The following is a 25,444-nucleotide window of genomic DNA, read 5'->3' as shown; positions in this document are numbered from 1 at the left end:
TGCTAACCGTGCGACTGCCTGTGTTGGGTGCTGCTACTCGAACGCCTCGGGTGGCGGGCAGGCGCAGACGAGGTTGCGGTCGCCGTACGCGTTGTCGACGCGGCGCACGGGCGGCCAGTACTTGGTCCGCACGAGCGACTTCACCGGATAGACCGCCTGTTCGCGGGAGTAGGCGTGCTCCCACTCCCCCTCGATGACGGACTGCGCCGTGTGCGGCGCGTGTACGAGAGGGTTGTCGTTTGCCGGCCACGTTCCCGCGCCGACGGCATCCGCTTCGGCCTTGATCGCGATCATCGCGTCGATGAACCGGTCGATTTCGGTGAGGTCTTCGCTCTCGGTCGGTTCAACCATGAGGGTGCCGGCGACCGGGAACGACATCGTCGGCGCGTGGAAGCCGTAGTCGATGAGTCGCTTGGCGACGTCGTCGACGGTCACACCGGTTGCCTCCCGGAGTGGGCGCAGGTCGAGGATGCACTCGTGTGCGACCAGTCCGTTGTCTCCGGTGTAGAGCACCGGGAAGTGCTCTCGGAGGCGCACGGCGATGTAGTTCGCCGCGAGGACGGCTGCGCCTGTCGCCTGCTTGAGCCCCTCCGCGCCCATCATGCGGACGTATGCCCACGAGATCGGAAGGATGCTCGGGCTGCCGTACGGCGCCGCCGAGACCGGCCCACCGGCGTGGGTGTATGCACCGTGGTCGTCGCGCTGCGCCATCGGGTGGCCGGGCAGGAACGGCGCGAGGTGCGCCTTCGCCGCGACGGGACCGACACCGGGGCCACCCCCACCGTGCGGGATGCAGAACGTCTTGTGCAGGTTGAGGTGCGAGACGTCCCCGCCGAAGTCACCGAACCTGGCGTATCCGAGCAGCGCGTTGAGGTTGGCGCCGTCGACGTAGACCTGGCCGCCGGCGTCGTGCACGGCCTGGGTGATCGCGGTGATCTCGTGCTCGTACACGCCGTGCGTCGACGGGTACGTGATCATGAGCGCGGCGAGGTCGTCGGCGTGCTCCTCGACCTTCGCCCGCAGGTCGTCGAGGTCGACGTTGCCCATGTCGTCGCAGGCAACGACGACGACCTTCATGCCGGCTAGCACCGCGGATGCCGCGTTCGTGCCGTGTGCGCTGGACGGGATCAGGCAGGTGGTGCGGTTCAGATCACCGTTCGCGCGGTGGTAGCCGCGAATGGCGAGGAGCCCGGCCAGCTCGCCCTGGCTGCCCGCGTTCGGCTGGAGCGACACGGAGTCGTATCCGGTGACCTCGGCCAGCCAGCTCTCGAGCTGTTCGATCAGGCCGAGGTAGCCGAGCACGTCCGCCTCGGGGGCGAACGGGTGCAAGCTGGCGAACTCGGGCCAGGTGATCGCCTCCATCTCGGTCGCGGCGTTGAGCTTCATCGTGCACGAACCGAGCGGGATCATGCCGCGGTCGAGCGCGTAGTCGCGGTCGGCCAGCTGCTTGAGGTACCGCATCATGGCGGTCTCGGAGTGGTGCGTGTTGAACACCGGGTGGGTGAGGTAGTCACTCGAGCGCCGCAGCTCCCCCGGCAGCCGCGTGGACTCGGCGTCACCCGGAGCGGTAATACGCTCCTCACGAGAGAACCCGAACGCGACGACGACAGCGCGGAGATCGGCATCCGTCGTCGTCTCATCGACCGAGATCCCCACAGTTGCGTCATCGACGAGGTGCAGGTTGATGCCGAGCTCACGAGCGCGCTCGATGATCGTCGCAGCCTCGCCCGGCACGTGCACACGCAGCGTGTCGAAGAATGACTCGCTCGCGAGCGTGAGGCCGTAGCTCGTGAGAACCGCGGCGAGGGCGTCCGCCCGACGAGCGGTCTCTGCGGCGATCCGACGGATGCCGACCGGCCCGTGATAGACGGCGTACATCGAGGCCATCACGGCGAGGAGCACCTGTGCCGTGCAGATGTTCGACGTCGCCTTCTCACGGCGGATGTGCTGTTCGCGCGTCTGCAGCGTGAGCCGGTAGGCCGGGTGACCGGCGGCATCCTGGCTGACGCCGACGAGCCGACCCGGCAGCTGCCGTTCGAGCCCCTTGCGCACAGCCATGTAGCCCGCGTGCGGGCCGCCAAAGCCCATCGGCACGCCGAAGCGCTGGGTGGTGCCCACCGCGATGTCCGCACCGAGTTCACCGGGAGAGGTGAGCAGCGCGAGCGCGAGCAGGTCGGCCGCGACGACGGAGAGGCCACCCTTCTCCCTGATCGATGCGAGAACGGATGCCGGGTTCCACACACGTCCTGATGCACCCGGGTACTGCACGAAAACGCCGAAAGCAGCGTCGGGCAGCTCCGCTCCACCGGCAAGGTCGAGCTCGACGAGGTCGATGCCGACCGCCTCGGCCCGGCTCGCGAGGAGCGCCTTGGTCTGCGGGAAGGCATCGGCGTCGACCACGAACACCGTCGAGGTGAGCTTCGAGGCCCGCCGCGCGAGCAGCATGCCCTCGACGACAGCGGTCCCCTCGTCGAGCATCGACGCGTTGGCGGTGTCGAGGCCGGTGAGGTCGGTGACCATGGTCTGGAAGTTGATCAGAGCTTCGAGTCGGCCCTGCGAGATCTCCGGCTGGTACGGCGTGTACGCCGTGTACCAGGACGGATTCTCGAGCACATTGCGCTTGATCACGGCCGGCGTGAGAGTGCCGTAGTAACCGAGCCCGATCATCGAGGTCCGCACCGTATTCGAGCCGGCGAGCTCGCGCAGTTCGGCGAGCGCTTCGCGTTCCGTGGCCGCGGCGGGGATCGACGAACTCGCCAGGTCGGCGACGTGGATGGACTCCGGCAGTGCCGCCTCGACGAGCGCGTCGACGGTGTCGTAGCCGACGGATGCCAGCATGCTCGCCTGCGCAGCGGCATCCGTTCCGATGTGACGCTCAGAGAACAGCTCGCGCATCACTCACCGACCAGCGCTGAGTACTCGTCCCAGCTGAGCAGGTTCGACGGCAGCTCGGTGAAACGCACCCGGATGAGCCAGCCATCGCCGAACGGATCGCTGTTGACGAGTGCCGGGTCGTCGATGACGGCGGCGTTCGCGTCGACCACCGAACCGTTGACCGGCGCGAAGAGCTCGCCGACCGACTTGGTCGACTCGATCTCGCCGACGACGGTTCCCGACGCGAGCGTGCTGTCGACGGCGGGGAGTTCGACGAAGACGACATCGCCGAGCTTGTCTGCGGCGAAGTCAGTGATCCCGACGGTCGCAATGTCACCGTCGATCTCGAGCCATTCGTGTTCCGGGGTGTACTTGAGTGTGGTCTTGTCCGACATGGCTTACTTCTCTCTCCGATAAAACGGCAGTGTGGTGACAGTTGCGGGAATTCGTGTGCCTCGAACGTCGACGGCGAGTTCGGTGCCGGGCGATGCGGCGGCGGGGTCCACGTACGCCATCATGATCGGATGCCCCAGCGTCGGTGACAGCGCACCGCTCGTTACGGTTCCGACCTCTGCATCGCCGGAAACCACCGGGTAGCCGGCACGGCCGGCACGCCTGCCCGCCGCGGTCAGCCCGACGAGCACGCGAGCGTCGTCCGCCGGCCCGGCCTCGACAGCCGCCCGACCGACGAAGTCGCCCTCTTTGGAGAGTGCGACCACCCGGCCGAGAGCGGCCTGTACGGGCAATGTCTCAGTGCCGAGTTCGTGGCCGTACAGCGGCATCCCCGCTTCGAGGCGCAAGGTGTCGCGGCTCGCGAGCCCGGCAGGGACCAGCCCGTGCGCTTCGCCCGCTTCTTCGAGAGCGCGCCACAGCGGCACGGCCGCGTCAGCCCTGAGGTAAAGCTCGAACCCGTCCTCGCCGGTGTAGCCGGTCCGCGCGATGACGAGCGGAACTCCATTGAAAAACCCGTCGGTCGCCCGGTAGTAGCGGAGTTCATCGAGAGGGACACCGAGCTCACTGAAGCCTGTCGTCTGCTCGAGGATCGTCCGCGAGTTCGGGCCCTGGACGGCGATCAACGCGTAGTCGTCGCTCTGGTCGTCGACGGTGACGTCGAACCCGGACGCCCGCTCCGACAGCGCGGCGGCAGCGGCATCCCGGTTGCCCGCGTTGGCGACCACGAGATACGTCGTGTCACCGAGCCGGTAAACCACGACGTCGTCGAGGATGCCGCCTGCCTCGGTGAGCAGGAGGCTGTACTTCGCCTGCAGGACGTCGATCGACGACAGCCGTCCGGCGAGGGCGAAGTCGAGGAATCGGCCGGCATCCCGTCCGTACACGAGGATCTCGGCCATGTGAGAGAGATCGAAGATGCCTGCGGCGTTCCGGACCGCCGCGTGCTCCGCGAGATCGCTGGTGTAGCGCACCGGCATCTGCCAGCCGGCGAAATCGGTGAAGCTCGCTCCGAGCTCGGAATGGACCGCGGCGAGCGGGCTGGTGCGTTCTGGTGCGGGGTCTGACACGAGTTCTCCAGGTGTCGCCGGGGCGACGATCGCAAAAAGCGGCTGCGGCACTCAAGGTGCCTGAGGAACTCCCTCTCTGTCATGGGCCTGAGAGTTTCGCTCGCGCAGCCGTCGATCACGGCTGGCGGCTTTCACCGTCGGCGGAACGCCAGGCGTTCACTTTCCAGAGTGGCCAGTTCGATGCGGTACAGAGACCTGAGAGATTGGCAGGGAGGCTTGCTCCTTCGGTGCCGGGCAAGCCCGGCTCTCCCGCATCGCGTGTGCGGCCCGATATTCGATTTTCGCCCAGCCTACAGTGAGGCGCACTCAGAGTGCTCGGCATCTCAGAGAAAATCTGGCGGGATATTTCTCTTCAGTTCGGGTCATGTTGACACTAAGATGGGTCTAGTTATAGTCATGGTGACTTTAACTGGAAGGATTCGTGATGGCCGCACACGCAGCGCCCGTCCATGTCGCCGTTTCGACGGTGATCTTTGCGCTTCGGCCATCACCGGTCGATGGCCGCATGACCGTGTGGCTCCCCCTCGTGCGGCGCATCCGTGATCCGTTCGTCGGTATGTGGGCTCTCCCGGGCGGACCTCTCGAACCCGACGAGGACCTGGCGGAGTCCGCGGCACGCACCCTCGCTGAGACGACGCTGCTGACTCCGCAGTACCTCGAGCAGCTCTACGCGTTCGGCAACACAGACCGCTCCCCCGGCGAGCGCGTCGTCTCAATCGTCTACTGGGCCCTGGTGCGTTCCGATGAGGCCGACATCGCCGTCGAGACCGAGAACGTTCGCTGGTTCGAGGCTGATTCGGTGCCCGAACTCGCCTTCGACCACAGCCTCATCGTGGAGTACGCGCTGTGGCGGCTCCGCAACAAGCTCGAGTACAGCCACATCGCCTCCGCCTTCCTCGGCGACACCTTCACCCTGTCCGAACTGCGCGAGGTCCACGAGGCCGTGCTGCAGAAGTCACTTGACGCTGCCAACTTCCGGCGCCAGATCGAGGGCTCCGGGCAAGTGGTACCGACCGAGCAGCTTCGGACAGGAGGCCGGCATCGCCCCGCCCGCCTCTATCGATACGCGGCAACAGTGGAGACCAACGGGCCCCTCGGCCGCTCGCGTACCGACCGCTCACAAGGAGCATCATGACCCTCACCGCCTCCGTCGACAGCACGCTCATCGAGATCGCCGCCGGCACTGCGCCCGGCGCCGCGTGCAGCCCCGACCTCGTCCAGAAACCCTGGCTGTTCGACTCCCGGCCGCCGGGTTATGGTCCGGGTTCATCGATGGGCGACCTGATTCCCGTCGGTTCACCGCGCCAGGGTGAACTGCCCGCGTTCTACCGCGAGGCATCCACCGAGGAACTGGACCGTCGCATCCGTTCGGCCAAAGAGACGCTGGGGTCGAAGCTCGTCATTCTCGGGCACTTCTACCAGCGCGACGAGGTCGTCGCGTACGCCGACTACGTCGGCGACTCGTTCCAGCTCGCGAACGCGGCGAAGGCCCGTACGGACGCAGAGGCCATCGTGTTCTGCGGCGTGCACTTCATGGCCGAGACGGCAGACCTGCTCTCGACCACGTCACAGTCGGTCATCCTGCCCAACCTCGCCGCCGGCTGCTCGATGGCCGACATGGCGAACATCGACCAGGTCGAGGAATGCTGGGAGGAGCTCACCGAGCTCTACGGCACCGAACCGGATGCCTCGGGGCGAGTCCCCGTGGTCCCCGTCACCTACATGAACTCCTCGGCTGCGCTCAAGGGATTCTGTGGCCGCAACGGCGGTATCGTCTGCACCTCCTCGAACGCGGAAACCGTGCTCGAGTGGGCGTTCGAACGCGGCCAGCGCGTGCTGTTCTTCCCCGACCAGCACCTCGGGCGCAACACGGCAAAGGCGATGGGCGTTCCGCTCGAGCGGATGCCGATGTGGAACCCGAACAAGCCGTTCGGCGGCAACGACGCGCTCGCGCTCCAGGCTGCCCAGGTCATCCTCTGGCACGGCTTCTGCTCGGTGCACAAGCGCTTCACCGTCGAGCAGATCGAACGGGCCCGCGTCGAGCACCCCGGTGTTCGCGTGATCGTGCACCCGGAGTGCCCGATGCCCGTTGTCGACGCGGCCGACGAATACGGCTCGACCGACTACATCCGCAAGGCGATCGAGGCGGCACCCGCCGGTTCCACGTTCGCGATCGGCACGGAGATCAACCTGGTGCAGCGGCTTGCAGCTGAACACCCCGAGCACACGATCTTCTGCCTCGACCCGGTCGTCTGCCCCTGCTCGACGATGTACCGCATCCACCCGGGCTACCTCGCGTGGGTCCTCGACTCGCTCCTCGAGGGGGTCGTGCTCAACCGGATCACCGTGTCGGACCACGTCGCCGAACCCGCTCGCCTCGCCCTCGAACGGATGCTCGCGGCGAAGCCTCCAGTGCACACGGGAGGCTGATCGTGAAGCGGGTGATCGTCGTCGGGTCCGGAATCGCCGGCCTCACAGCCGCGCTCACGGCGAGCGCCGAACACTCCGTCACCCTGATCACCAAGGGTGCTCTGGGCATGAGCAACACCCGCTTCGCCCAGGGCGGCATCGCGGGCGTGATGTTCGACGACGACAGCGTGAACGCACACATTGCCGACACCCTGGCCGCGGGAGCGGGACTGTGCGACGCGGAAGCCGTCGCCGTGCTCTGCTCGGAAGGCCCCGCGCGCATTCATGAACTCGTCGCGCTCGGGGTGGCGTTCGACAGGCACGAGGGCGAGCTCGCGAAGGGCCGTGAGGCCGCCCACTCCTACCCGAGGGTCCTGCACGCCGGCGGTGACGCCACAGGTGCCGTGATTGAAGCGGCTCTCGTCGATCGCCTTAGGGCCAGCTCCGTCACCGTGCTCGAGCGCGCCTTCCTCCGCGACCTCGTGCTGGAGGACGGCCGGGTCAGCGGCGTCGACCTGCAGGATGCCGACGGCGCCCGGTTCCGGCTCGACGCCGACGCGGTGCTCCTGGCGACGGGCGGCGCCGGCCAGCTGTACCCATACACGACCAACCCGTCGGGTGCCACGGGTGACGGAGCGGCCGCCGCGCTTCGGGCTGGTGCCGTGCTCGCGGACCTCGAGTTCTACCAGTTCCACCCGACGGCCCTCGTCACGGCGGCCAACTTCCTCATCTCAGAGGCGGTGCGGGGCGACGGGGCGGTACTCCGCGATGCGACAGGCACCCGGTTCATGCCGGGCATCCACCCCGCCGCCGAGCTTGCGCCGCGTGATGTCGTCGCGAGGGGCATCGCCGCGACGATGGTACGACAGGAAGGCCGACCGGTCGAGCTGGACGCGACGGCGCTCGGCGCCGACTACCTGGCGGCACGGTTCCCCGGCATCGACGCCGCCGTGCGAGCCGCCGGCATCGACTGGTCTCGCGAGTCTGTTCCCGTAGCGCCCGCCGCCCACTACTGGATGGGCGGCATCGCCACCGACCTCGACGGCCGCACGTCGATCCCCGGCCTGTTCGCCATCGGCGAGGTTGCCCGCACCGGTGTTCACGGCGCGAACCGCCTGGCGTCGAACTCACTGCTCGAGGGCGCGGTGTTCGGACGTCGGGCGGCGTCGGCGGTCACAGGCGACCTCTCCCTCGCCGCGCGCTTCGACGGAGTGCGATCGGCGTCCGAGGCGCGCCCCCGAGCCGACACGGGCTCGCCGGCTGAGCGCGCTCCCGGCGAGGTGCCGCCGTTCTCCCGGGGCGCCCTGCAACAGCTGCTGTGGGCGAGCGCCGGGCTGAATCGGTCGACCGCCGGTCTCGAGCTAGCCTCCCAGATCCTGGAGGGCTGGAGCATGCTCGACCTCCCGAATGCCACCGAGCACGACCTCGAAGACTGCAACCTGCTCGCCCTCGGTCGAGCGCTCGTCACCGCTGCGCTGGCCCGCACCGAGTCCCGCGGCGCCCATACCCGCACGGACTGTCCGGCCACCGACCCCGGCCAGGCCGCGCCCATCCTGCTGACGGATGCCGCTACGACCCGTTCTCCAGTTTCCGAACACTCCCGAGAGGCCCTCCCGTGCTGACCCAGCAACACATCGACCGTGTCGTCGCGCTCGCCCTCGACGAGGACGCCCCGTGGGGCGACCTCACGAGCGAGACGCTCATCCCGGCGTCGGCATCGGCGACAGCGCGGCTTGTCGCCCGAGAACCCGGGGTGTTCAGCGGCGGTGCCGTCTTCGTGGCGGCGTTTCGCCTCACCGACCCCGCCATCGCCGTCGACCTGCTGCTGGCCGATGGCGAGCCGTTCGAGGCGGGCGACGTCCTGGCATCCGTCACCGGTCCCGCGCGCGGCGTGCTGCAGGCCGAGCGCATCGCCCTCAACTTCGTGCAGCGGATGTCAGGAATCGCGACGCAGGCGGCACGGTACGTCCAGCAGGTTGCCGGCACGAAGGCGCGCATCGTCGACACCCGGAAGACGACACCTGGCCTTCGCGCGTTCGAGCGCCACGCCGTCCGCTCCGGCGGTGGTTTCAACCATCGCTTCTCGCTCTCCGACGCCGTGATGGCAAAGGACAACCACCTCGCGGTCCTCACGGCGGGCGGCATCTCCGTCACCGATGCTCTCCTCGACGTTCGTTCCCGCCTGTCGCACACGACCCACCTCGAGGTGGAGGTCGACCGCCTCGATCAAATCGAACCGGTACTCGCCGCCGGTGTCGACACGATCATGCTCGACAACTTCAGCCTCGACGAACTGCGGGAGGGTGTCGCGCTCGTCGCCGGTCGCGCGATCATCGAGGCGTCGGGAAACGTGACCATCGACACCGTGGGCGAAATCGCCCGCACCGGGGTCGACGTGATCTCGTCGGGCGCGCTGACCCACAGCATCCGCTCGCTCGATCTTGGCCTCGACGTCGCACTCTCGGCGGATCCCGATGCTGTACCTCGATAACGCGGCGACGACACCGGTGCGCCGGGAGGTACTCGAGGCCATGTGGCCGTACCTCGCCGCCGAGTTTGGCAACCCATCCAGTGTGCACACCGTCGGCGAGCGCGCGGCAATCGCGCTCGCCGATGCGCGCAGCAGGGTCGCCTCGGTTCTCGGCGTGCGTGCGAGCGAGGTGGTGTTCACCTCCGGCGGCACCGAGGCCGACAACCTCGCGATCAAGGGCATCGCGCTCGGCAACCCGCGCGGCAGGCATCTCGTCACGACGGCGATCGAACATGAGGCCGTACTCGAATCGGTGGATTACCTCCGTCGACTGCACGGCTTCACTGTGTCATTCGCGCCGCTCTCCCCCGACGGCATCGTGACGCCCGAGGCGCTCGAGGGCGTGCTGCGCGATGACACGACGCTCGTCTCGGTGATGTACGCCAACAACGAGATCGGCACGATCCAGGACATCCCCGCGCTCAGTGCCTTCGCCGCGACCCGAGGCATCCCGTTTCACACGGATGCCGTTCAGGCTGCGGGCTGGCTCGACCTGTCAGTTCCCGCCCTCGGCGTGGATGCACTGTCGCTCTCCGGTCACAAAATCGGCGCACCGAAAGGCGTCGGCGTGGTGACCCTGCGAGGTCGGCTGCCCATCGAGCCGCTTGTCCACGGTGGTGGCCAGGAGCGGGCGAGGCGCTCGGGCACCGAGAATGTGGCGGGTGCCGTTGGGCTCGCGACGGCTCTCGAACTGGCCGAGGGTGAGAGAACGGATGCCGCCGCGCGGCTGACAGCGCTGCGCTCGGAGTTCACGTCCCGCGTTCGCGCACTCGTTCCGACGGCTGTGCCGACGGGGCACCCCGTGCAACGCCTGCCCGGCCACGCATCGTTCTGCTTCCCCGGCACCAGCGGAGAGGCGGTGCTTCTCGAGCTGGAACGGCACGGGTTCGTGTCTTCGAGTGGTTCGGCGTGTGCCGCGGGCAGCGACGAACCGTCGCACGTCCTGACAGCGCTCGGAGTGTCGACAGAGGTCGCGCGCACCGCGGTGCGCTTCACGTTTCCGGCATCGATCACGGCCGGGCAACTCGAGGAGGTGGCGCACGCTGTGGCGGCATCCGTTCGATCGGTCACGCGCATCGGAGCTGGCTCGGTGGCAGCCGTGGAATCGCCGAGGGTCTCTTGACAAGGGTGGGCCGGAGCGTACGGTGAGGCCATGGAGAAGCCACAGGAGCCGGGTCGGAGATTCGGCAAAAAGAAGGCTCGTCCGGTCGACGAGAACTACGACCTCAGCAACGAGGAGATCGTGGCTCCCGAGCTCGCCATCCTCAAGAACTGGCTGCCGGCGGCGAACCCGACCGATGGTCAGCCCTACCGTGAGAGCCGGGCACAACGCTCGGCACCGAGGAAGCCGCCGGGGCGCATCTACCCGAAGGCCATCGACTCGGATTCCGGCGACTTCTAGTCCCAGCGGTGGTCAGGGGCTGAGCGAGTGCTCGGTCGACGCCGCAACCCGCTGCTCCAGCGGCGTGCGCCCCCGTCACCTCGTGGGACACTGAGCGGGTGCTCGCTAAACTGCCTCTCCCCGCTGCCCTCGATACCGGCCTGCCGGTAACCCTTCGCCGCGCGACGCGGGAAGACCTCGGAGCGTTGACGGCTCTCCTCGCTGACGATCCGATCAGTGCGGGACGCGGAGATCGAGCCGACGAAACGGATGCCGCCGCGTACGCGGGCGCACTCGGCGAGTTGATCGATGATTCCTCGAACGAGGTCATCGTTGCCGTCGCTTCGGACGACACTGTCATCGCGACCATGCAGCTCACCAGGGTGCCCGGCATGGCCAGGCGCGGTGCAACCCGGTTGCTGGTCGAGGCGGTGCGGGTCGGAAGCGGGTCTCGCTCGAGCGGCATTGGCGGAGCCATGATGCGATGGGTGACCGGTACCGCGGCTCCCGCACTCGGCGCCAGGCTCGTTCAGCTCACTTCCGACAACGCGAGAACCGACGCCCACCGGTTCTACGAACGGCTCGGATTTGTCGGGTCTCATCGCGGTTTCAAGTACCAGGTCGACTGAGTCCGGCTGGGGTTGTCGAGCGCCCGAATACGGGTGCTCGACGTCAAATGCAAGCCCTTGAGCGTCATCGATCGGGCCGCATACCGTGAAGGCATGACAACAGACAGCAGCGATACGACAGGCAACCGTGACGACGAGCTGACGGCGAAAAAGAGTTCGGAACCATCGTCGGCGACCAGCAGCCGCGATGAGGAACCAACCACTCTGACCGGCGAACGCTCGGCGAGCGCCGAGACCGGGAGCGACAACATCCTGCCGACGCCGGAGCCCACCGAGGGTGGCGCGCCTGCGCCCTAGCCCTCGTGGAGCGCCGGTCGCTGGCCAGCACCGGCGCTCCGATGAGGCTCGAGCAGGTGAACACGCGTACCCTTGGCATCTGGGCGTGTTTCTCACGCCCGACAAGAATTGAGAACATGGATACCATCGCGCTTCGCCGTTTTGTGGCCGCTGCCGAAGAACTTCACTTTGCGCATGCAGCGAAGCACCTCAACATTCCGCGGTCGACGCTCATCGCCTCGGTCCGTGAACTGGAGAACGAACTGGGCACTCCCCTGTTCGACATGAACGCGTCGACCACGACGCTCACCCCCGCTGGAGCCGAGCTCCTCGCAGACCAGCAGAAGAAGCTCGCGGCGACAGCGGCATCGGTGCAGAACAAACCACAGCCCGCCGGCGGCAAGGCGAAGGCGTCGAAGGGCAAGGGCCGGACGCCCGCCGTGAAGGGCCAGCCGCGTCCGGGCAAGCGACGCCAGTCCCGCTGAGCCACGCTAAGTTCCGCTGGGTTACGCCCGGCTGCCACTGAGGGACGCCGGCACCCCGCGAAAATGTAGCGGATTCCAAATTCATGCAGTGTCTGCACGTATCCGGGGTTAGGCTGAAGAGATGACTCACGCGGAAACACCCACGCCCGTCCGACGCACGTCGCTCGCAGCGACGGTCGCGCAGGTCATCCTGGGCCTGTTCCTGCTGACCGCCGGCGTCGGCCACCTCACCGTCGCGAGGAATGCGTTCCAGGCGCAGGTTCCCATCTGGCTGCCCATCGATGTCGACTTCGTGGTCGTGGCATCCGGCATCGTCGAGATCGTGCTCGGGCTGTCTCTTCTCCTGCTCTGGCGCTGGCGGGTGCCCGTTGGCTGGATCGTGGCGGCGTTCTTTGTGGCGATCTTCCCTGGCAACATCTCGCAGTTCACCACGGGCACCGACTCGTTCGGCCTCAACGACGATCTCAGCCGCGGCATCCGTCTCCTGTTCCAGCCGCTGCTCGTGATCTGGGCGCTGTGGTCCACCGGTGCATGGCGCGCGTGGCGGAACCGCCGCGCTGCCGCGAAGCACGATCCTCTTTCGGCATAGAGCGGGCGGAGTCCTCCATGATCATCGACGTCCCCACCTCGCTCGGCCCTGGCAGATTGACGGTCAGCGAGGCAGCGCAGCCTCGAGCCGTTGTCTGGCTGGGTCACGGTGCCGGCGGCGGGATCGGCGCCCTCGATCTCACCGCGCTGGCCGACCATTTGCCTGATCATGGCTTCACCGTGGTGCGCTACGAGCAACCATGGCGTGTTGCCGGGAAGAAGCTCGCCCCGCGCCCGGCGACGCTCGATATCGCGTGGCGAGAGACAGCGCCCGCCGTTACCGAGCTGGCCGCCGGACTTCCGCTGGTGGTTGGTGGGCGAAGCGCCGGAGCACGTGTGGCCTGCCGGACCCCCGACGATCTGGGCGCTGCCGCCGTCGTGTGCCTGGCCTTCCCGCTGCACCCGCCGGGAAAGCCGGAGAAGACGCGACTGGACGAACTGCTGCTGCCGTCGGCCCCGACCCTGGTGCTGCAGGGTGACCGCGACACCTTCGGTACGGCGAGCGACGTTGAACGCGAGGTCGGTCGCCGTGACTCGGTTCGGGTCGTGCCGATTCCCGGCGCGGACCACAGCATGAAGGTACTTGCCTCGTCGCCGCTGAAGGCGCGGGATGTTGCCGCGCTGGTGACGGCATCCGTCGCTGACTTTCTCGAGGGAGTGCTCGCATGATTCGGTCACGCGCGCTTGCCAGGGCGGATGTGGCCGACGCGCCGGTCGCTGTGTTGCTGCCGGGGGTGGGCTACACGATCCAGGGGCCGCTGCTGTACTGGTGTGCGCAGATGCTCGCCGAGCGTGGCTGGCATGTGCAGGGCGTCGAGTGGAACGTCGATGCGGCGGCGGACCCGGTGTCCTTCGTGGAGGAAGCGGTCACCACCGCGTTCAACTCAGCACCGCCCGCCTCTCGGCGGCTCATTGTCGCGAAGTCGTTCGGCAGCTTCGCGCTGCCGTGGGCTCTGCGGGAGGGAGTTCCCGGGGTCTGGCTGACGCCGGTGCTCACCAGCGACGTGGTGCGGGATGCGCTTGCCGGGGCGCCGAGTTCTCACCTCGCGATCGGTGGCGACGCGGATGAGATGTGGGTGCCGGATGCTGTAGCCTGCGGTCGAGCGGTTCTCGTCACGATTCCGGGAGCGAACCACTCCCTCACCGTGAAGGCCGGCTGGCGGGCATCACTTGATGCCCAGTCCCGGGTCTTTGAGACGATCTCGGCCCACGTGGAGTCGCTCGGGTAGCGACCACTCGCGCTATTTCCGCTTCGCAGCGGCCTTCGCCAGGCGTTTCGTTTCGCGCACCTTCGTGAGGGAGTCGGCATCCACGATGTCTGCCACCGAGCGGGTGCTGCCATCCTCACCGTAGGCACCGGCGGCCTCGCGCCATCCTTCGCCGTCGAAGCCATACTGCTTGCCGAGGAGGGCGACGAAGATTCGCGCCTTCTGGTCGCCGAATCCTGGCAGCGCCTTGAGCCGGCGGTAGACCTCAGCGCCGGTCGGTGAGTCTTTGGTCCAGATGGAAGAGGCGTCGCCATCCCAGTCGTCGATGATGGCCTGGCACAGCGCCTGAACCCGGGTAGCCATGCTGGCGGGATAGCGGTGGACGGCGGGAGGTGTCTTGAACAACTCGCTGAAGGCATCCGGGTCCGCACCGGCAATGGATGCTGCGTCGAAGGAGCCGAGTCGCTCGCTGATTTTGAGAGGTCCGGCGAATGCGCTCTCCATGGGGACCTGCTGGTCGAGGAGCATCCCGATCAGGAGCGCGAGCGGGTCGTTCGAGAGGAGGGCGTCGGCGTTGGCGTCGCCGGTGATGTTGAGGGTGCCGGTCATATGTCCATTCTCGCAGCGACGCGGTGGAGGTGCCAGCCGGGGCGGCGGCGGTGGTGGTGGTGGAAATAATCACCCCCTGACTGGGTCAGGCCTCGCCGGAATCAGTCGCTGTGCCGGCACTATGCTCAGCTCATCGCACCAAGGGAGCGTTCCGAAAAGGGAGACGATCATTCTCAAAAAAGCACGGATCGCCGGAGCGGTGTGTGCGGCGACCAGCACGCTGTTGCTGTTAGCTTGCACCGCCGCACCCACACCCAACCCGACCGCCGCACCGTCCACACCCGTAACTTCCCCTACGGCTACGCCAACGCCCTCGGCCCCGTCACCCAGCCTGCCTGCGCTGGACGAAGGGTTTATCTTCAGTGACGCCTTGTGTGTTGCACTCGCCGCAGCAGACCTCGACGTGCTGTCACCGATCGGCGTGACTTCCGCGTCAACGTTATCGACCGACCAAGCCGACCCGGCTGGCACCAATGGCCGCTGTTACGTCTCAGATGCGCCCTATGGCGTAAGCGTGCTGCTCGATTTCGGCGATGTCCTGGCGGGAACGACTGAGTGGCTTTCACCGACATGGCCTTCTCCCTGCATCGGGCAGAGCCGGGCTGAATTAGTCACTCTTGGCGGATATGAAACCGCTTTGAGCTACTGCACGGAATATCCGCTGGAGACCGGAAGCGCCCGCCACTACACAGCAGTCGCGACCACTCCGGGCGGCGGTGTCGACTGTCGGATCTCGACCGGAGGAGACGTACCCGCGATCGCGCCTGAGACGTTTAACGACTTGTGCGCCCAGGCTTTCGAACGTCTACAGGGAATCGGGTAACCATCTGGTCGCTTATGACCCGCCGGGTCACCCGAGGCACCGCTGTGCGAGATTCGATGTCAGCGGTCGGGTGAATTGAAAGGATGAATAGCCCGGTCAGGCCGTTCCGTCAGCGTTGTGGTGCGGCGTTGTGGTGTGGCGTTCAGATGCCGGCAGTGGCTCCAGCGGGATGCCAGTGGCGCAGGGGTTCAATGTCAGTGGTTGGGTGTGTACTGAAGTCATGAACAACCCGGCCAGCAGCCCGATTCGCACCCGTTCCGGTGCGGCGAACGTCGCTGTGGCCATGCGTCATGTCCTCGCCTCGACTGGTGGGGGTGTGCGGGTGTCATGAGTTTCGCGGTGAGCGACTTTCTCCCGGCCGGTGTTCCGGAGGGTGAGAGTGCGCTCACCGGGCTGCTCACGCACCTGGGGCAGGTGGTTGATGTTCTCGACCTGGATCACCTCGACCGGTTGACCGGCGAACAGTTGCTGACGCAGCTGGGCCAGGTCGCCGGGGTGGTGCGGGCCGGTGAGGCGGTCCTCGCGGCGTTGAGTGCTGAGGTCGCGGACCGGTCAGATCCCGCCCGCGGCAACGAGGGGTTGGCGGTGAAGCACAACTACCAGCGTCCGTCGCACCTGATCGAGGTGATCACCGGAGTCTCCTCCGCTGCAGCATCACGGTTGATCCGGGTCGGGCAGCGGACCTGCCGGAGGCTCACCGATGCTGGGTTCCCGTTACCGCCGTTGTTTCCGGTGGTCGCGGACGCGTTCCGGCAGGGTCTGATCGGGGTGGAAACCGCCGAAGCGATCACCCGGGAACTATCACTCGCCGCACCTCGTGCCGAGGTCGAACACCTCGCGATTGCCGAACGCACCCTGGTCAGTGAGGCGGTCGGTGCCGGCTGGCGCGACGGCCTGCCTATGTCGGCCGATCTGGTGGGGATTCAGGCTCGGCAGTGGCGGGACCGGCTGGACGAAGACGGGATCGAACCCCACACCGACAAAGCGTTCCAGCGCCGGGATTTCTGGATCGCCCGCACCGCGAAGGACGGGTTGGTGAAGTTCGGAGGGCAGGTCACCGTCGACGTCGGCGCGAAACTCCACGCGTTACTCGATGCGGTGCTGAGTCCGAAGACCGCGGACCGATACGAGATAACGCACCCCGCCGAGGCATCGGCCGGCGAGGCACCTGATCAGGCGCCGGACGAGCCGATCCGGGCCCGGCGGACCGCGGGGCAGCAACGCGCTGACGTGTTCGCCGCGATGATCGACGCCCTCGCCCGCTCCACCGACTCACCCAGTGTTACCGGTGCTGCACCGACCGTCGTGGTGACGGTCAATGCGGACGTGATCGACTCGAAGTCCGGTACCGGACAGATCGTGGGAGTGAACGCACCGGTGGCGGCGTCAACGATCAGCCAGGTTCTCTGTGATGCGAGCATCATCCCGGTGTTCATCGACCCCGACGGCACGGTTGTTGCCCTCGGTAATGATCAGCGCGGGTTCAACCGGACGCAGCGAATGGGGATGATCGCTCGCGATGGTCCGACCTGTGCGATGCCGGACTGTCAGATCCCTGCCACAGGGTGCGAGGCCCACCACATCATTCCGCACGCGGAGGGTGGCCCCACCCATCTCGATAACGGAGTCTTGTTCTGCTGGTTCCACCACCGGATGGTCGACACCGGAGTCTTCACCGTCACGATGGTGAACGGCAAACCCAAGGTCACCATCGCCGAATGGATCCGCCGCAAACCGTACTTCCAATAAGCGGATTGCATGCGGAGATGGCGAAACCGCCCGACCAAACCCACCACACACGTCGCGGCAGGTCAAGCGACACCCGCACAGACACTCGCACCCACGCCCGAAGGAGCAGCGCCTACATCTGGCAAGCCCAACCGACACCTGCATACGCAGCCTCCGGCACGGGTACCTTCAGCGGCCCGCCCGGGTCCCCCGACCCGAATTCACGCAACCACTTGGACAACACACCCCGCAACAGGTCCTGTTCCTGCTCGGTCAGCGCCTCAAGCAGTCGATGCTCATTCGCCACGTGATCGGTGAGCGCCTCGTCGATGAGCCGACGACCCTTATCGGTGAGCGCCACAACTCGACCTCGCCCGTAGACATCACTCCTGCGCCTGGTCACCAGCCCGGCCTCCGCTGGCCGATCAGCTCGCTTGGTCATCGCCCCGGTCGTAACCATCGTTGACGCAGACAACTCCCCCGGCGTCCACTCGCCCGCTCGCCCGCTCGCCGCAGCGTAACCACCACATCGAAGTCGCCTTCACCCGGCCGGCCCGCTGCAGCGCGGCTGATCGCGACCAGCCGCAGCCGCCACCCTTACCTCGATGACGGATGCCGCCAGCAGTGAACACACCATCAGACCGACCCGGTCGTCCAGCGCAGTAGCCGCTACCCGTGCAGCGCGACCTGCTCGCTCACCCAGCGCTTGTAGGTCTGCCAGGGATCGTCGACCCCGGTATTCACGACGCGGATGTGGCGCAGCAACGCCTCATGCACACTGAACCACTCACTGCGGTGCAGTCGATGGCTCGCGAACTGCGCGTGCCTCGCCTGCTCGAGCAGACGACCACCCGGTTCGAAGGCGAGGAGCTCGTCGTGAACGATGTTCGCCAGCCGGCTCCGAGGGTTCGACGAGGTTCCGATCTTGATGCGGTCTCCGAAACGCAGGTAGTAGACAACGTCCACCCGAGCCCGCACGGCATCCGAATCAGGGATCTCGCCGACCTTCCACTCACAAACAGCGCAAAGCCAGCCGGAGGGATAACGGACGCCCAGCCGCGAGCCGCACGCGAGGCACGGCGCCTCGAGGGTGTCGGTCACGCCCACATCACGAGCGACCCACTCGTACGCCACGAGAAGGTGGTGCGCGCAGAGGTTCACCGGAGCATCCGCGTCAACGGGACGGTCGCACACCTCTCCGTCTGAAACCGCGACCGCGCAATGCGAGTCCAACGGGTTCATCTTGCTCAACACCCCACCTCGACGCCTGTCACCATGAAGAAACGGTATCTCCGACCGCAGACGCCGTCACCCCGAACTCCCCAGAGGGCCGACCTACCCGACCTACGCCGCGCGGACCTCAAGCTCGCCCGCCTCGGCACCCTCACTGCCGAACACGATCTTGCGGTTGGCGACCTTGTCGCTGAAGAAACGATCGTGGCTGACGACGATGACAGCACCGGGAAAGTGCACCAGGGCCCGCTCCATAACCTGGGTGCTTGCCATGTCGAGGTGGTTTGTCGGCTCATCGAGGATGAGCACCGACGCACCGGACAACAGGCACTGCGCCATCGCCACGCGGGCCCGCTGACCGCCGGAGAGGTTTCCGATCCGCTGCTTGAGGTCGGCCTCGGAGAACTGGAACATCGCGAGGAAACGACCGACCGACTTCCGGGTCGCGGCAAACGCGAGGCTCCCCGGTGCGGCATTGACCGCGTGGGTGATCGTGTCGTCATCGTCGAGGTCGGCAAGCATCTGGTTGTACGAGACAACCCCGGCACCCTTCGCCCACACAGCCTCGCCCGAATCAGCTTTTTCCTCGCCGGTGAGCACACGGAGAAGCGTCGACTTGCCGCTTCCGTTCGAGCCGTGCACCACGACCCGGTTGCCGCGCCTCAACTCGAACGTCAGATCGTTGAACAGCACTTTGTCGCCGTACGACTTCGAGAGCCCCGTCACGCGGCACAGCACATCCTTGACGTGCAGCCCGCCGTAGATCTCCGTGATGATCTGGTCAACCGGCCGCGGCGCACGGGATTTCTTGATCCCTGAGAGCTTCTTGTCGAGGCCCCTGCTCGCTGCCTTCGCGGCCTCGCGTCGATCGGCGATGCCCTCGGCTTCGAACGCGAGCAGCTCGGATTCATGCACGAACTGCGCCTCGAGGGTCTTCAACCGGAACTGCTTCTGCACCACGTACTCGGCGAAGTTGCCCGGGTACTCGTGCAGGTGGAAGTTTTCGAGCTCAACGATCCGGGTGACAACCGAGTCGAGGAATTTGCGATCGTGGGAGACGATGATCGCCGCGCCCTTGAAATCACGGAACCAGGCCTCGAGCCACTCAACACCGGCAACGTCGAGGAAGTTGGTGGGCTCGTCGAGAAGCAGCACGTCGGGTCGCTCGAGGATGAGCTTGGCGAGCGCCGCGCGGTTGCGCCAACCACCGGAGAGGCTGTCGATCGGGCATATGCGGTGGGCGTCCTCGAAACCGAGCCTGGTGAGTGCCTCGTCGATTCGCCGCGTGTAGTCCCACCCGTCGAGGCGATCCATCTCCTCGAAAAGTTCACCCTGGCGTGAGATCAGCGGATCCAGGTCAGCGGTGGGATCGGCAGCGATTGCCGCATCGATCGACGCAAGCTCGGCTTCCACCGCGCGAATATCGACGAAGACATCGTTGAGCACCTCGGTGATCGTCGCGCTTCCATCGAGTTCCGAGAACTGCGAGAAATATCCAAAACGGATGCCGTCTTCGACAGCGACCGTTCCGGCATCCGCTGACACCTGACCCAGCACCAGCTTGATCAGGGTCGATTTTCCCGAACCGTTACGGCCGATCAGGCCGACCCGATCACCGGCTTCAAGACGGAAGAACGCCTCGCGCAGCACCTGCATCTGGTCGAAGCGGACGGTGACGTCGTTCAGTCGAATGAGGCTCATGCCTGCGTTCCTTCCGGGTGAAATATCGCACAAGGCCCACCCGGCATTGAACGCATGTGTTCTCCTACCGTAGCCGAGGAGAACCGGCGGCTAATGTGTGTCGTCCACCAGCTTGAGTCCGACGACACAGCCGATGAGACCGACCAGCAGGGCGATCTTGATCCACGAGATGCTCGTGTCGCCGGTGATCATCGACCAGGCCACGGTGAGCGCTGCACCGATGCCCACCCAGACCGCATACGCGGTACCGATGGGGATGCCGCGCATCGACCAGGCGAGTCCCGCCATGCTGAGCGCGAGAGCCGCACCGAAGATGACGGTCGGCCAGAGCTTCGTGAAGCCCTCCGACTTGCCCAGGGCGGTTGCCCAGACGGCTTCGAGGACACCGGACAGGATGAGTACTACCCACAACATGACTGTTCGTTTCTGGCCAGTCTTGTCGCGTTCCGGGTACTGATCCCTCGTCCGGGGCCGTGTTGGCGGCCTTCGTCGAGGGTACCAAAGCAGGGTGATCAACGGCTGTGCATCCATCCTGACACCGGTCCCGTTGCCCCTTCCGGCGGCACCGGCCCGATGTCACGATGGACCCACAGGGCAACTCACGCGGAGGTAATGATCGTGGAGGACAAGGTAGCGAACGCCGCCCACACGGACGGCATCACCGTGAAGCCGGCGCACTCGTTTGACGACATGGCGACGATGCTCGGTCCGAAGAATCCCTCGTCGTCGGTGTGCTGGTGCCTGTCCTTGCGATTGTCATCCGCCGAGAACCGGACGCTGGTCGGCACCGACCGAGCCGACAAAGTCCGCGAACTGTGCGCCCGCGATCTCGCACCCGGTGTGCTCGCGTACCTCGGCGATGACGTCGTTGCCTGGGCAGGCATTGCTCCACGGAGGGAGCTGCACCCGATCGAACACTCCCGCAGGATTCCCCACGTCGACGAGTTGCCCGTGTGGTCGCTCTGGTGCATGCGGGTTCGTCCCGGCTACCGCAAGAGAGGCATCACCGCCGCCCTCATCGAGGGGGCCGTGGACTACGCCCGTGGCCAGGGTGCGCCGGCTGTCGAAGGGTATCCGGTCGACAACCACGGCGAGCGGGTAGACCAGACCATGGCGTTCGTGGGCACCAGGGCCATGTTCGAACAGGCGGGGTTCTCCTGGGTCGCTGACACCCGGTCCGTGTCGGGTGGAATCCCCCGAATCGTCATGCGACGGATGCTCCGCTGACGCCATCGGGACGTCTGCCGCACCCCCGCTTGGCCCGCTCACTCAGGTAGATGTCGGCCCTCTGTGAGATAATTGACTCAGCCAAGCTCGCGGTGCCAGGCAGATCCACCCCTGTGGAATTGCCTGCCCGCGCGCCCATGGAATCCGGCGAACGACTGCATCGCCCGCCGGGAATTGGGTCGACTGTCGGGTGTCGTACGAACTTCGGTTCCTGCTTCGCGCGAGGTTGAGTAAGGCGCTCATGCGCACCCGGAGGTACATCCCATGCAGTTTTCCGAAGGCCAGATCGTTGTCTACCCGCACCACGGTCCCGCCACAATCACCTCGATATTCTCCAGGACCGTCAAGGGCAACGAGGTTCAATACCTCAAGCTCGAGGTCCACGATTCCAAGCTGTCCGTGAGCGTTCCCGTTGCGAGCGCCGAACAGGTCGGTATTCGCGCCGTTCTCAGTCCCGATGAGACGAAGGCCCTGTTCGACGTCCTCCGGGCACCGACGATCGACGAGGAAGACAAGTGGTCGCGCCGGATGAAAGACAACCAGGAAAAGCTCAAGGCCGGTGACATCCTGACCATTGCCGGAGTCGTCCGTGACCTGACCAGGCGCAGCGACGACCGTGGCCTCTCCCTCGCTGAGCGCGAGCTCCTGCGTCACGCGCAGGGCCCACTCGTCACCGAGATCGCGCTCTCGCTCGAGATCGGTGTAGAAGAAGCAGAGGCAGCGCTGCACAAGGCCCTCGCGCCGGATTCCGCAGCGGGGCCGACCACCCCGGGTGCAACCGATGAGGCTACCGCGGTCGCCTAGATGCGTGACGGCGCTGGCCGCTGCGGCCAGCGCCGCGTCAGGCCCGCGTTAAGCAGGCCAGCGTTAGGCCAGGCCGGCACAGCGTCAGGCCAGCCGTGCCACTGCCTCGTCGACGCCTGAAGCGAGCGAGACAGTCGCGGTTTTCCCCTTCGCCTGCACCGTGTATTCACCGAAGAACCCCGACAGCGGCACGGTTCCGTGATTGTCCGTCCGGACCTCGGTTCTCGACAGCCACCACTCCCCCTTGATGAGCGATTTGAGCGCATCGTAGGAGGGCTTCGGTGTGCCGTCCGATCGCACGAGCCCAGCGGGGGCACCGAGCCAGGCACCGTCATCGGTGATCCCCCAGTAGGTGATTGCCTGCACCGCCGGGTGCCCGACGAGGGAGCGGTAGTGCCGCTCGATCTCATCGGCCTGACGGGCCTCTCCCTCCGGCGTCGATGGCCACGACGCGATCTGGTAATCGTTGAGGTCGACAATCTCCGGCGGCATGGTGTGGCCCGAGACGAGGGTGGTTTCGGTCAGGTGGAGCGGCAGCCCGAAGCGGGCAAACCGATCGACCATCCTGAGCATGGTTTCCTCGCCCCAATAGCCCTGGTGCATGTGCGTCTGGAGGCCGATCGCGTCGACGCGGATGCCGGCATCCAGGACATCTTCAATGAGGCGCTCATAGGCGGGCGACAGATCGAAGTCGTTGAGGATCAGCGTCGCCGATGGGTTGGTCTGTCGCGCCTCCTCGAAAGCGAGCCGGACGATCGGCACCCTCCCGATCTTCTTCGCGAGTCGAGAAATACCGTTCTCCTCCGCGGTGAACTCGGGCATGATCACGACCTCGTTGATGGCATCCCACGTATCGATGAGCCCTGCGAAGTCGGCGACGTCCCGTTGGATTCGGCCTCGCTGGAGCGCCTCGATCTCGTTCTCCGTCCTGCCTCCCAGCCATTCCGGCGCGAGCGTATGCCAGGTGAGCGGATGCCCTTTCACTGTGACCCCGCGTTCGGCGAACCAGGCAGCAGCGGCGCGGAGTCGCTCGGTGTCCGGTTCCCCCTCGACCGGCTCGAAGATTCGCCAGTAGAACGGAAGCGTCGCCGTGTTGAAGACGTCGAGCCAGAGATCGGCTAATCCGGCGAGGCCCTCGGTCGACGCGCTCGCGAACCCATCGCGGCGGGAGGGAGTTTCGCTCTCCTCGTTGGCCAGCGGGATGAAATCAAACCCGATGTTGCCGAACGCGAACTCGTGACTGCGTTGCTCCAGCACGATATCCGCGTCCCTGAGCGGCGAGCCATCGACGTCGATGACCATGAGTCTGGCGGTCCCCCGCCTGTGGTCGAAGCTCACTTGACGCACCTCGCAGTCGAGGTCGCAGGCGCAGTCGCAGTCGCAGAGAAACGCTCTTCAGTATTCAGGACGGATGCCACGTGGTCACGTTCGTACATTTGCATGACACTAGCGCCACTCAGCGCCTGCGCGCATCACGCGGGGTTCAGTTCACTCCGTCTGGCTCACGGCGGCGCTCGGTCTCGGCCTTCACCTGCTGAAGGCGCGCCTGCTTCTCGTAAAACTCGATCTCGCGCTCGAGGTCCGCGAGCTGCTCCTCCGTCGTCCGTGGGCGTGCACCGTACCCGGGCCCTTGCACATCACTCGGTGCCTGTGACGCTCGCTGCGGGCGCGCGCGCCGCGCAGGCCGGTCGATGATGTTCTGGCCCCCGTCGTATTCGCGGCCGATGATAAACCACAGGACGCTGCCGATCAGCGGCAGGAAGATGACGAGCAGCACCCAGACCATCTTGGGCATGTGCTTTACCTGCCAGTCCTGCCGCGTGATGACGTCGACAAGGGCTGCAATCACGAGCAGGAACGTGAGGGCCGAGAGCACGATGTACATGCGGGAGATCCTATTGATCAGCAACAGTTGTGCGCCACACTTTTTCGTGTCAGTGAGCAGACTGAGCACGGGGGCTGACGCGCACCGGCCCTCGGGTTTATGGTGAGCCGGTGACGCCGCCGCACCGCCAATCATCCGAAAGGCTCGGGACCGAATCGGCCCCACGCAACGAACAGTGCCAGCGCGAGGTAGATCAAATCCAACGCAGCGTGCAGCATCTCGCCGCGGCGGAAGCTCACGACCGTTGCACCGGCCATGATGACCGCCAGCCCGGCGGCAGCCATCGGCACCAGGACCGGTGCGATTCCGACTAACGCGGGCAGAATGAGACCGATGGCACCCAGTATCTCCAGAGTTCCCAACCCCTTGACGAACCGGACGCTGAAGTCGTTGACCCATCCCGCTCCGGGCGCCCTGGCCAGCTTCTCGTACGGGATGAACACCTTGTTGGCGCCAGCGATGAGGAAAACAGCGGCGAGCAACCCGGCGGTGATCCACAGAGCGAGGTTCATTATTATTCTCCCTGTCGTTACCTCGACCCGTCGCGGGCCGTCATTACCTATGACGGCACTCGAGGGAGGAAGGTAACACCATGGCGGCATCCGATTCCGACGAGGTCATTGCGCGGGCATTCGACGAACAGCGCGGCCGCCTGATTGCTGTCGCCTCTCGGATACTCGGTTCGCGGGCGGATGCCGAGGACGCGGTCCAGGAGGCGTGGCTGAAGCTGACCCGCCAGGACGCGACAACGATCGACAACCTCGCCGGCTGGCTCACCACGGTCGTCGGCCGGGTCTGTATCGACATACTTCGCTCACGCAAGGCCAGGCGCGAGGTGGCATATGACGAACAGGTGCCGGAGCTGGTCGTCACAGACGATAGCCACGGCACACCCGAGGACGAAGCGGCGCTCGCGGAATCGGTGGGTCTTGCACTGCTCATTGTGCTCGATACTCTCAGCCCTGCCGAGCGACTGGCGTTTGTGCTGCACGACATGTTCGCTGTGACCTTCGAGGAGATCGGCCTGATCATTGGGAAGTCCGCGAACGCGAGCAAGATGCTCGCCAGCCGGGCTCGCCGCAAAGTACAGGGTTCACCTCGCCCAGCCGAGCAGCGACGGCGCGAGCGCGCGGTGGTCGACGCATTCCTCGCGGCGGCCAGGGACGGCGACTTCGAGGGGCTGCTGCGCGTGCTCGATCCGGAGGTGACCTGGCGCACACACACAGCACATGGTGTGGAGGTGCTGGTGGGAGCGCCCGCCGTAGCGACCGATGCACAGCGCCGAGCACGTGCCAGAGGACAGGCGCATCGTGTGCTCGTCAACGGCGAGCCTGGCATCGTCGCGTGGAGCACAACCGGCAAACCGCTCGGTGTCATGGGATGCACGGTCGTCGGGGATCGGATCGTCGAGATTCTTTCGCTGCGTGACCCGGAGCGCCTTGCGGCGATGGATCTTCCGGGTCATCCCCGCTAGCGGGGCGATCTGTCGATCGATCTGTATGTGGTGCGAGTTGCTCCACCGCCCCGAGGGGCA

General features: G+C 66.2%; 27 protein-coding genes and 3 riboswitches. Of the genes, 16 read left to right on the top strand and 11 right to left on the bottom strand.

The window, feature by feature from the left end; translation table 11 throughout:
- Nucleotides 1-33: 33 nt before the first annotated feature.
- From gcvP to gcvT, 3 genes are read right to left on the bottom strand one after another with little or no spacing between them, the layout of a single operon-like run.
- Complete coding sequence (gene gcvP / locus AC1C2M_RS02125; protein WP_495435094.1) at nucleotides 34-2,895, bottom strand: aminomethyl-transferring glycine dehydrogenase; 2,862 nt, start codon at nucleotides 2,893-2,895, stop codon at nucleotides 34-36.
- Entirely contained in the window at nucleotides 2,895-3,269 is a 375-nt protein-coding gene (gene gcvH / locus AC1C2M_RS02120) for a glycine cleavage system protein GcvH (protein WP_483404589.1), read from the bottom strand. The genes gcvP and gcvH overlap by 1 nt, the downstream gene beginning before the upstream one ends.
- A gap of 3 nt (nucleotides 3,270-3,272) precedes the next feature.
- A complete protein-coding gene (gene gcvT / locus AC1C2M_RS02115; RefSeq protein WP_495435093.1) occupies nucleotides 3,273-4,394 on the bottom strand; it encodes a glycine cleavage system aminomethyltransferase GcvT in 1,122 nt (373 codons plus the stop codon).
- A gap of 69 nt (nucleotides 4,395-4,463) precedes the next feature.
- Nucleotides 4,464-4,566: riboswitch (glycine riboswitch) on the bottom strand.
- A 1-nt stretch (nucleotide 4,567) separates the two neighbouring features.
- Nucleotides 4,568-4,656: riboswitch (glycine riboswitch) on the bottom strand.
- Between the two features lie 162 nt (nucleotides 4,657-4,818).
- Here gcvT and AC1C2M_RS02110 point away from each other — a divergent pair.
- The 12 genes from AC1C2M_RS02110 (at nucleotide 4,819) to AC1C2M_RS02055 (ending at nucleotide 13,921) form a co-directional block, all read left to right on the top strand.
- The gene (locus AC1C2M_RS02110) at nucleotides 4,819-5,529 is read left to right on the top strand and encodes an NUDIX hydrolase (RefSeq protein ID WP_495434449.1); all 711 of its coding nucleotides are present in this window, start codon (nucleotides 4,819-4,821) and stop codon (nucleotides 5,527-5,529) included.
- Nucleotides 5,526-6,824 carry a quinolinate synthase NadA gene (gene nadA, locus AC1C2M_RS02105; RefSeq protein ID WP_495435092.1) on the top strand — a complete coding sequence of 433 codons (1,299 nt, stop codon included), beginning with the start codon at nucleotides 5,526-5,528 and terminating at the stop codon, nucleotides 6,822-6,824. Before AC1C2M_RS02110 ends, nadA begins: the two co-directional genes overlap by 4 nt.
- 2 nt (nucleotides 6,825-6,826) lie before the next feature.
- Complete coding sequence (nadB, locus tag AC1C2M_RS02100) at nucleotides 6,827-8,425, top strand: L-aspartate oxidase (protein ID WP_495435091.1); 1,599 nt, start codon at nucleotides 6,827-6,829, stop codon at nucleotides 8,423-8,425.
- Nucleotides 8,419-9,294: a carboxylating nicotinate-nucleotide diphosphorylase gene (gene nadC, locus AC1C2M_RS02095; RefSeq protein ID WP_495435090.1), complete on the top strand. Its 876-nt coding sequence runs from the start codon at nucleotides 8,419-8,421 to the stop codon at nucleotides 9,292-9,294. The genes nadB and nadC overlap by 7 nt, the downstream gene beginning before the upstream one ends.
- On the top strand, nucleotides 9,278-10,456 hold the full coding sequence (locus tag AC1C2M_RS02090) for a cysteine desulfurase family protein (RefSeq protein WP_495435089.1): 1,179 nt from the start codon (nucleotides 9,278-9,280) through the stop codon (nucleotides 10,454-10,456). Before nadC ends, AC1C2M_RS02090 begins: the two co-directional genes overlap by 17 nt.
- A 30-nt stretch (nucleotides 10,457-10,486) precedes the next feature.
- Nucleotides 10,487-10,735 (top strand): hypothetical protein, encoded by a 249-nt coding sequence (locus tag AC1C2M_RS02085; RefSeq protein ID WP_483404596.1) that lies wholly within the window; start codon nucleotides 10,487-10,489, stop codon nucleotides 10,733-10,735.
- Between the two features lie 98 nt (nucleotides 10,736-10,833).
- On the top strand, nucleotides 10,834-11,343 hold the full coding sequence (locus AC1C2M_RS02080) for a GNAT family N-acetyltransferase (RefSeq protein ID WP_495435088.1): 510 nt from the start codon (nucleotides 10,834-10,836) through the stop codon (nucleotides 11,341-11,343).
- 93 nt (nucleotides 11,344-11,436) lie between these two features.
- Nucleotides 11,437-11,640 (top strand): hypothetical protein, encoded by a 204-nt coding sequence (locus AC1C2M_RS02075; protein WP_483404598.1) that lies wholly within the window; start codon nucleotides 11,437-11,439, stop codon nucleotides 11,638-11,640.
- 116 nt (nucleotides 11,641-11,756) lie between these two features.
- Nucleotides 11,757-12,104 carry a LysR family transcriptional regulator gene (locus tag AC1C2M_RS02070; protein ID WP_495434442.1) on the top strand — a complete coding sequence of 116 codons (348 nt, stop codon included), beginning with the start codon at nucleotides 11,757-11,759 and terminating at the stop codon, nucleotides 12,102-12,104.
- Between the two features lie 121 nt (nucleotides 12,105-12,225).
- Entirely contained in the window at nucleotides 12,226-12,693 is a 468-nt protein-coding gene (locus AC1C2M_RS02065; protein ID WP_495435086.1) for a DoxX family protein, read from the top strand.
- A 17-nt stretch (nucleotides 12,694-12,710) separates the two neighbouring features.
- Nucleotides 12,711-13,361, top strand: a complete 651-nt coding sequence (locus AC1C2M_RS02060; RefSeq protein ID WP_495435085.1) for an alpha/beta hydrolase family protein — start codon at nucleotides 12,711-12,713, stop codon at nucleotides 13,359-13,361.
- Complete coding sequence (locus AC1C2M_RS02055; RefSeq protein WP_495435084.1) at nucleotides 13,358-13,921, top strand: alpha/beta hydrolase; 564 nt, start codon at nucleotides 13,358-13,360, stop codon at nucleotides 13,919-13,921. Before AC1C2M_RS02060 ends, AC1C2M_RS02055 begins: the two co-directional genes overlap by 4 nt.
- A 12-nt stretch (nucleotides 13,922-13,933) precedes the next feature.
- Here the strand turns inward: AC1C2M_RS02055 and AC1C2M_RS02050 are convergent, their stop codons facing one another.
- Entirely contained in the window at nucleotides 13,934-14,509 is a 576-nt protein-coding gene (locus AC1C2M_RS02050; RefSeq protein WP_495435083.1) for an HhH-GPD-type base excision DNA repair protein, read from the bottom strand.
- A gap of 1,162 nt (nucleotides 14,510-15,671) precedes the next feature.
- Here AC1C2M_RS02050 and AC1C2M_RS02045 point away from each other — a divergent pair.
- A complete protein-coding gene (locus AC1C2M_RS02045) occupies nucleotides 15,672-17,081 on the top strand; it encodes an HNH endonuclease signature motif containing protein (protein WP_495435082.1) in 1,410 nt (469 codons plus the stop codon).
- Nucleotides 17,082-17,193: 112 nt separating this feature from the next.
- Here AC1C2M_RS02045 and AC1C2M_RS02040 read toward each other — a convergent pair whose 3' ends face one another.
- The 4 genes from AC1C2M_RS02040 to AC1C2M_RS02025 form a co-directional block, all read right to left on the bottom strand.
- Complete coding sequence (locus AC1C2M_RS02040; RefSeq protein ID WP_495435081.1) at nucleotides 17,194-17,502, bottom strand: MarR family winged helix-turn-helix transcriptional regulator; 309 nt, start codon at nucleotides 17,500-17,502, stop codon at nucleotides 17,194-17,196.
- Nucleotides 17,503-17,729: 227 nt separating this feature from the next.
- Nucleotides 17,730-18,254 carry a GIY-YIG nuclease family protein gene (locus tag AC1C2M_RS02035; protein ID WP_495435080.1) on the bottom strand — a complete coding sequence of 175 codons (525 nt, stop codon included), beginning with the start codon at nucleotides 18,252-18,254 and terminating at the stop codon, nucleotides 17,730-17,732.
- Between the two features lie 150 nt (nucleotides 18,255-18,404).
- Entirely contained in the window at nucleotides 18,405-19,994 is a 1,590-nt protein-coding gene (locus tag AC1C2M_RS02030) for an ABC-F family ATP-binding cassette domain-containing protein (protein ID WP_495435079.1), read from the bottom strand.
- Nucleotides 19,995-20,084: 90 nt separating this feature from the next.
- A complete protein-coding gene (locus tag AC1C2M_RS02025) occupies nucleotides 20,085-20,408 on the bottom strand; it encodes a DMT family transporter (RefSeq protein WP_108391497.1) in 324 nt (107 codons plus the stop codon).
- Nucleotides 20,409-20,419: 11 nt separating this feature from the next.
- Nucleotides 20,420-20,484, bottom strand: a riboswitch (guanidine-III (ykkC-III) riboswitch).
- A gap of 200 nt (nucleotides 20,485-20,684) precedes the next feature.
- Between AC1C2M_RS02025 and AC1C2M_RS02020 the strand changes: the two genes are divergently transcribed.
- Complete coding sequence (locus AC1C2M_RS02020) at nucleotides 20,685-21,221, top strand: GNAT family N-acetyltransferase (RefSeq protein ID WP_495435679.1); 537 nt, start codon at nucleotides 20,685-20,687, stop codon at nucleotides 21,219-21,221.
- Nucleotides 21,222-21,485: 264 nt separating this feature from the next.
- Nucleotides 21,486-22,025, top strand: coding sequence for a CarD family transcriptional regulator (locus tag AC1C2M_RS02015; RefSeq protein ID WP_495435078.1), 540 nt, complete (start codon nucleotides 21,486-21,488; stop codon nucleotides 22,023-22,025).
- Between the two features lie 84 nt (nucleotides 22,026-22,109).
- Here the strand turns inward: AC1C2M_RS02015 and AC1C2M_RS02010 are convergent, their stop codons facing one another.
- From AC1C2M_RS02010 to AC1C2M_RS02000, 3 genes are all read right to left on the bottom strand, one after another.
- A complete protein-coding gene (locus tag AC1C2M_RS02010; protein WP_495435077.1) occupies nucleotides 22,110-23,363 on the bottom strand; it encodes an endo-1,4-beta-xylanase in 1,254 nt (417 codons plus the stop codon).
- 145 nt (nucleotides 23,364-23,508) lie between these two features.
- Nucleotides 23,509-23,910, bottom strand: coding sequence for a PLD nuclease N-terminal domain-containing protein (locus AC1C2M_RS02005; RefSeq protein WP_495435076.1), 402 nt, complete (start codon nucleotides 23,908-23,910; stop codon nucleotides 23,509-23,511).
- 131 nt (nucleotides 23,911-24,041) lie between these two features.
- The gene (locus AC1C2M_RS02000; protein WP_495435075.1) at nucleotides 24,042-24,422 is read right to left on the bottom strand and encodes a DoxX family protein; all 381 of its coding nucleotides are present in this window, start codon (nucleotides 24,420-24,422) and stop codon (nucleotides 24,042-24,044) included.
- Nucleotides 24,423-24,502: 80 nt separating this feature from the next.
- Here AC1C2M_RS02000 and AC1C2M_RS01995 point away from each other — a divergent pair, with 80 nt between their 5' ends.
- Nucleotides 24,503-25,384, top strand: a complete 882-nt coding sequence (locus AC1C2M_RS01995) for a sigma-70 family RNA polymerase sigma factor (RefSeq protein ID WP_495435074.1) — start codon at nucleotides 24,503-24,505, stop codon at nucleotides 25,382-25,384.
- Nucleotides 25,385-25,444: the final 60 nt, after the last annotated feature.

This window comes from Mycetocola sp. Y444 (assembly GCF_059445295.1).
The sequence above is the reverse complement of the archived record's forward strand: the minus strand, read 5'-3'. Positions and strand labels throughout refer to the sequence as shown.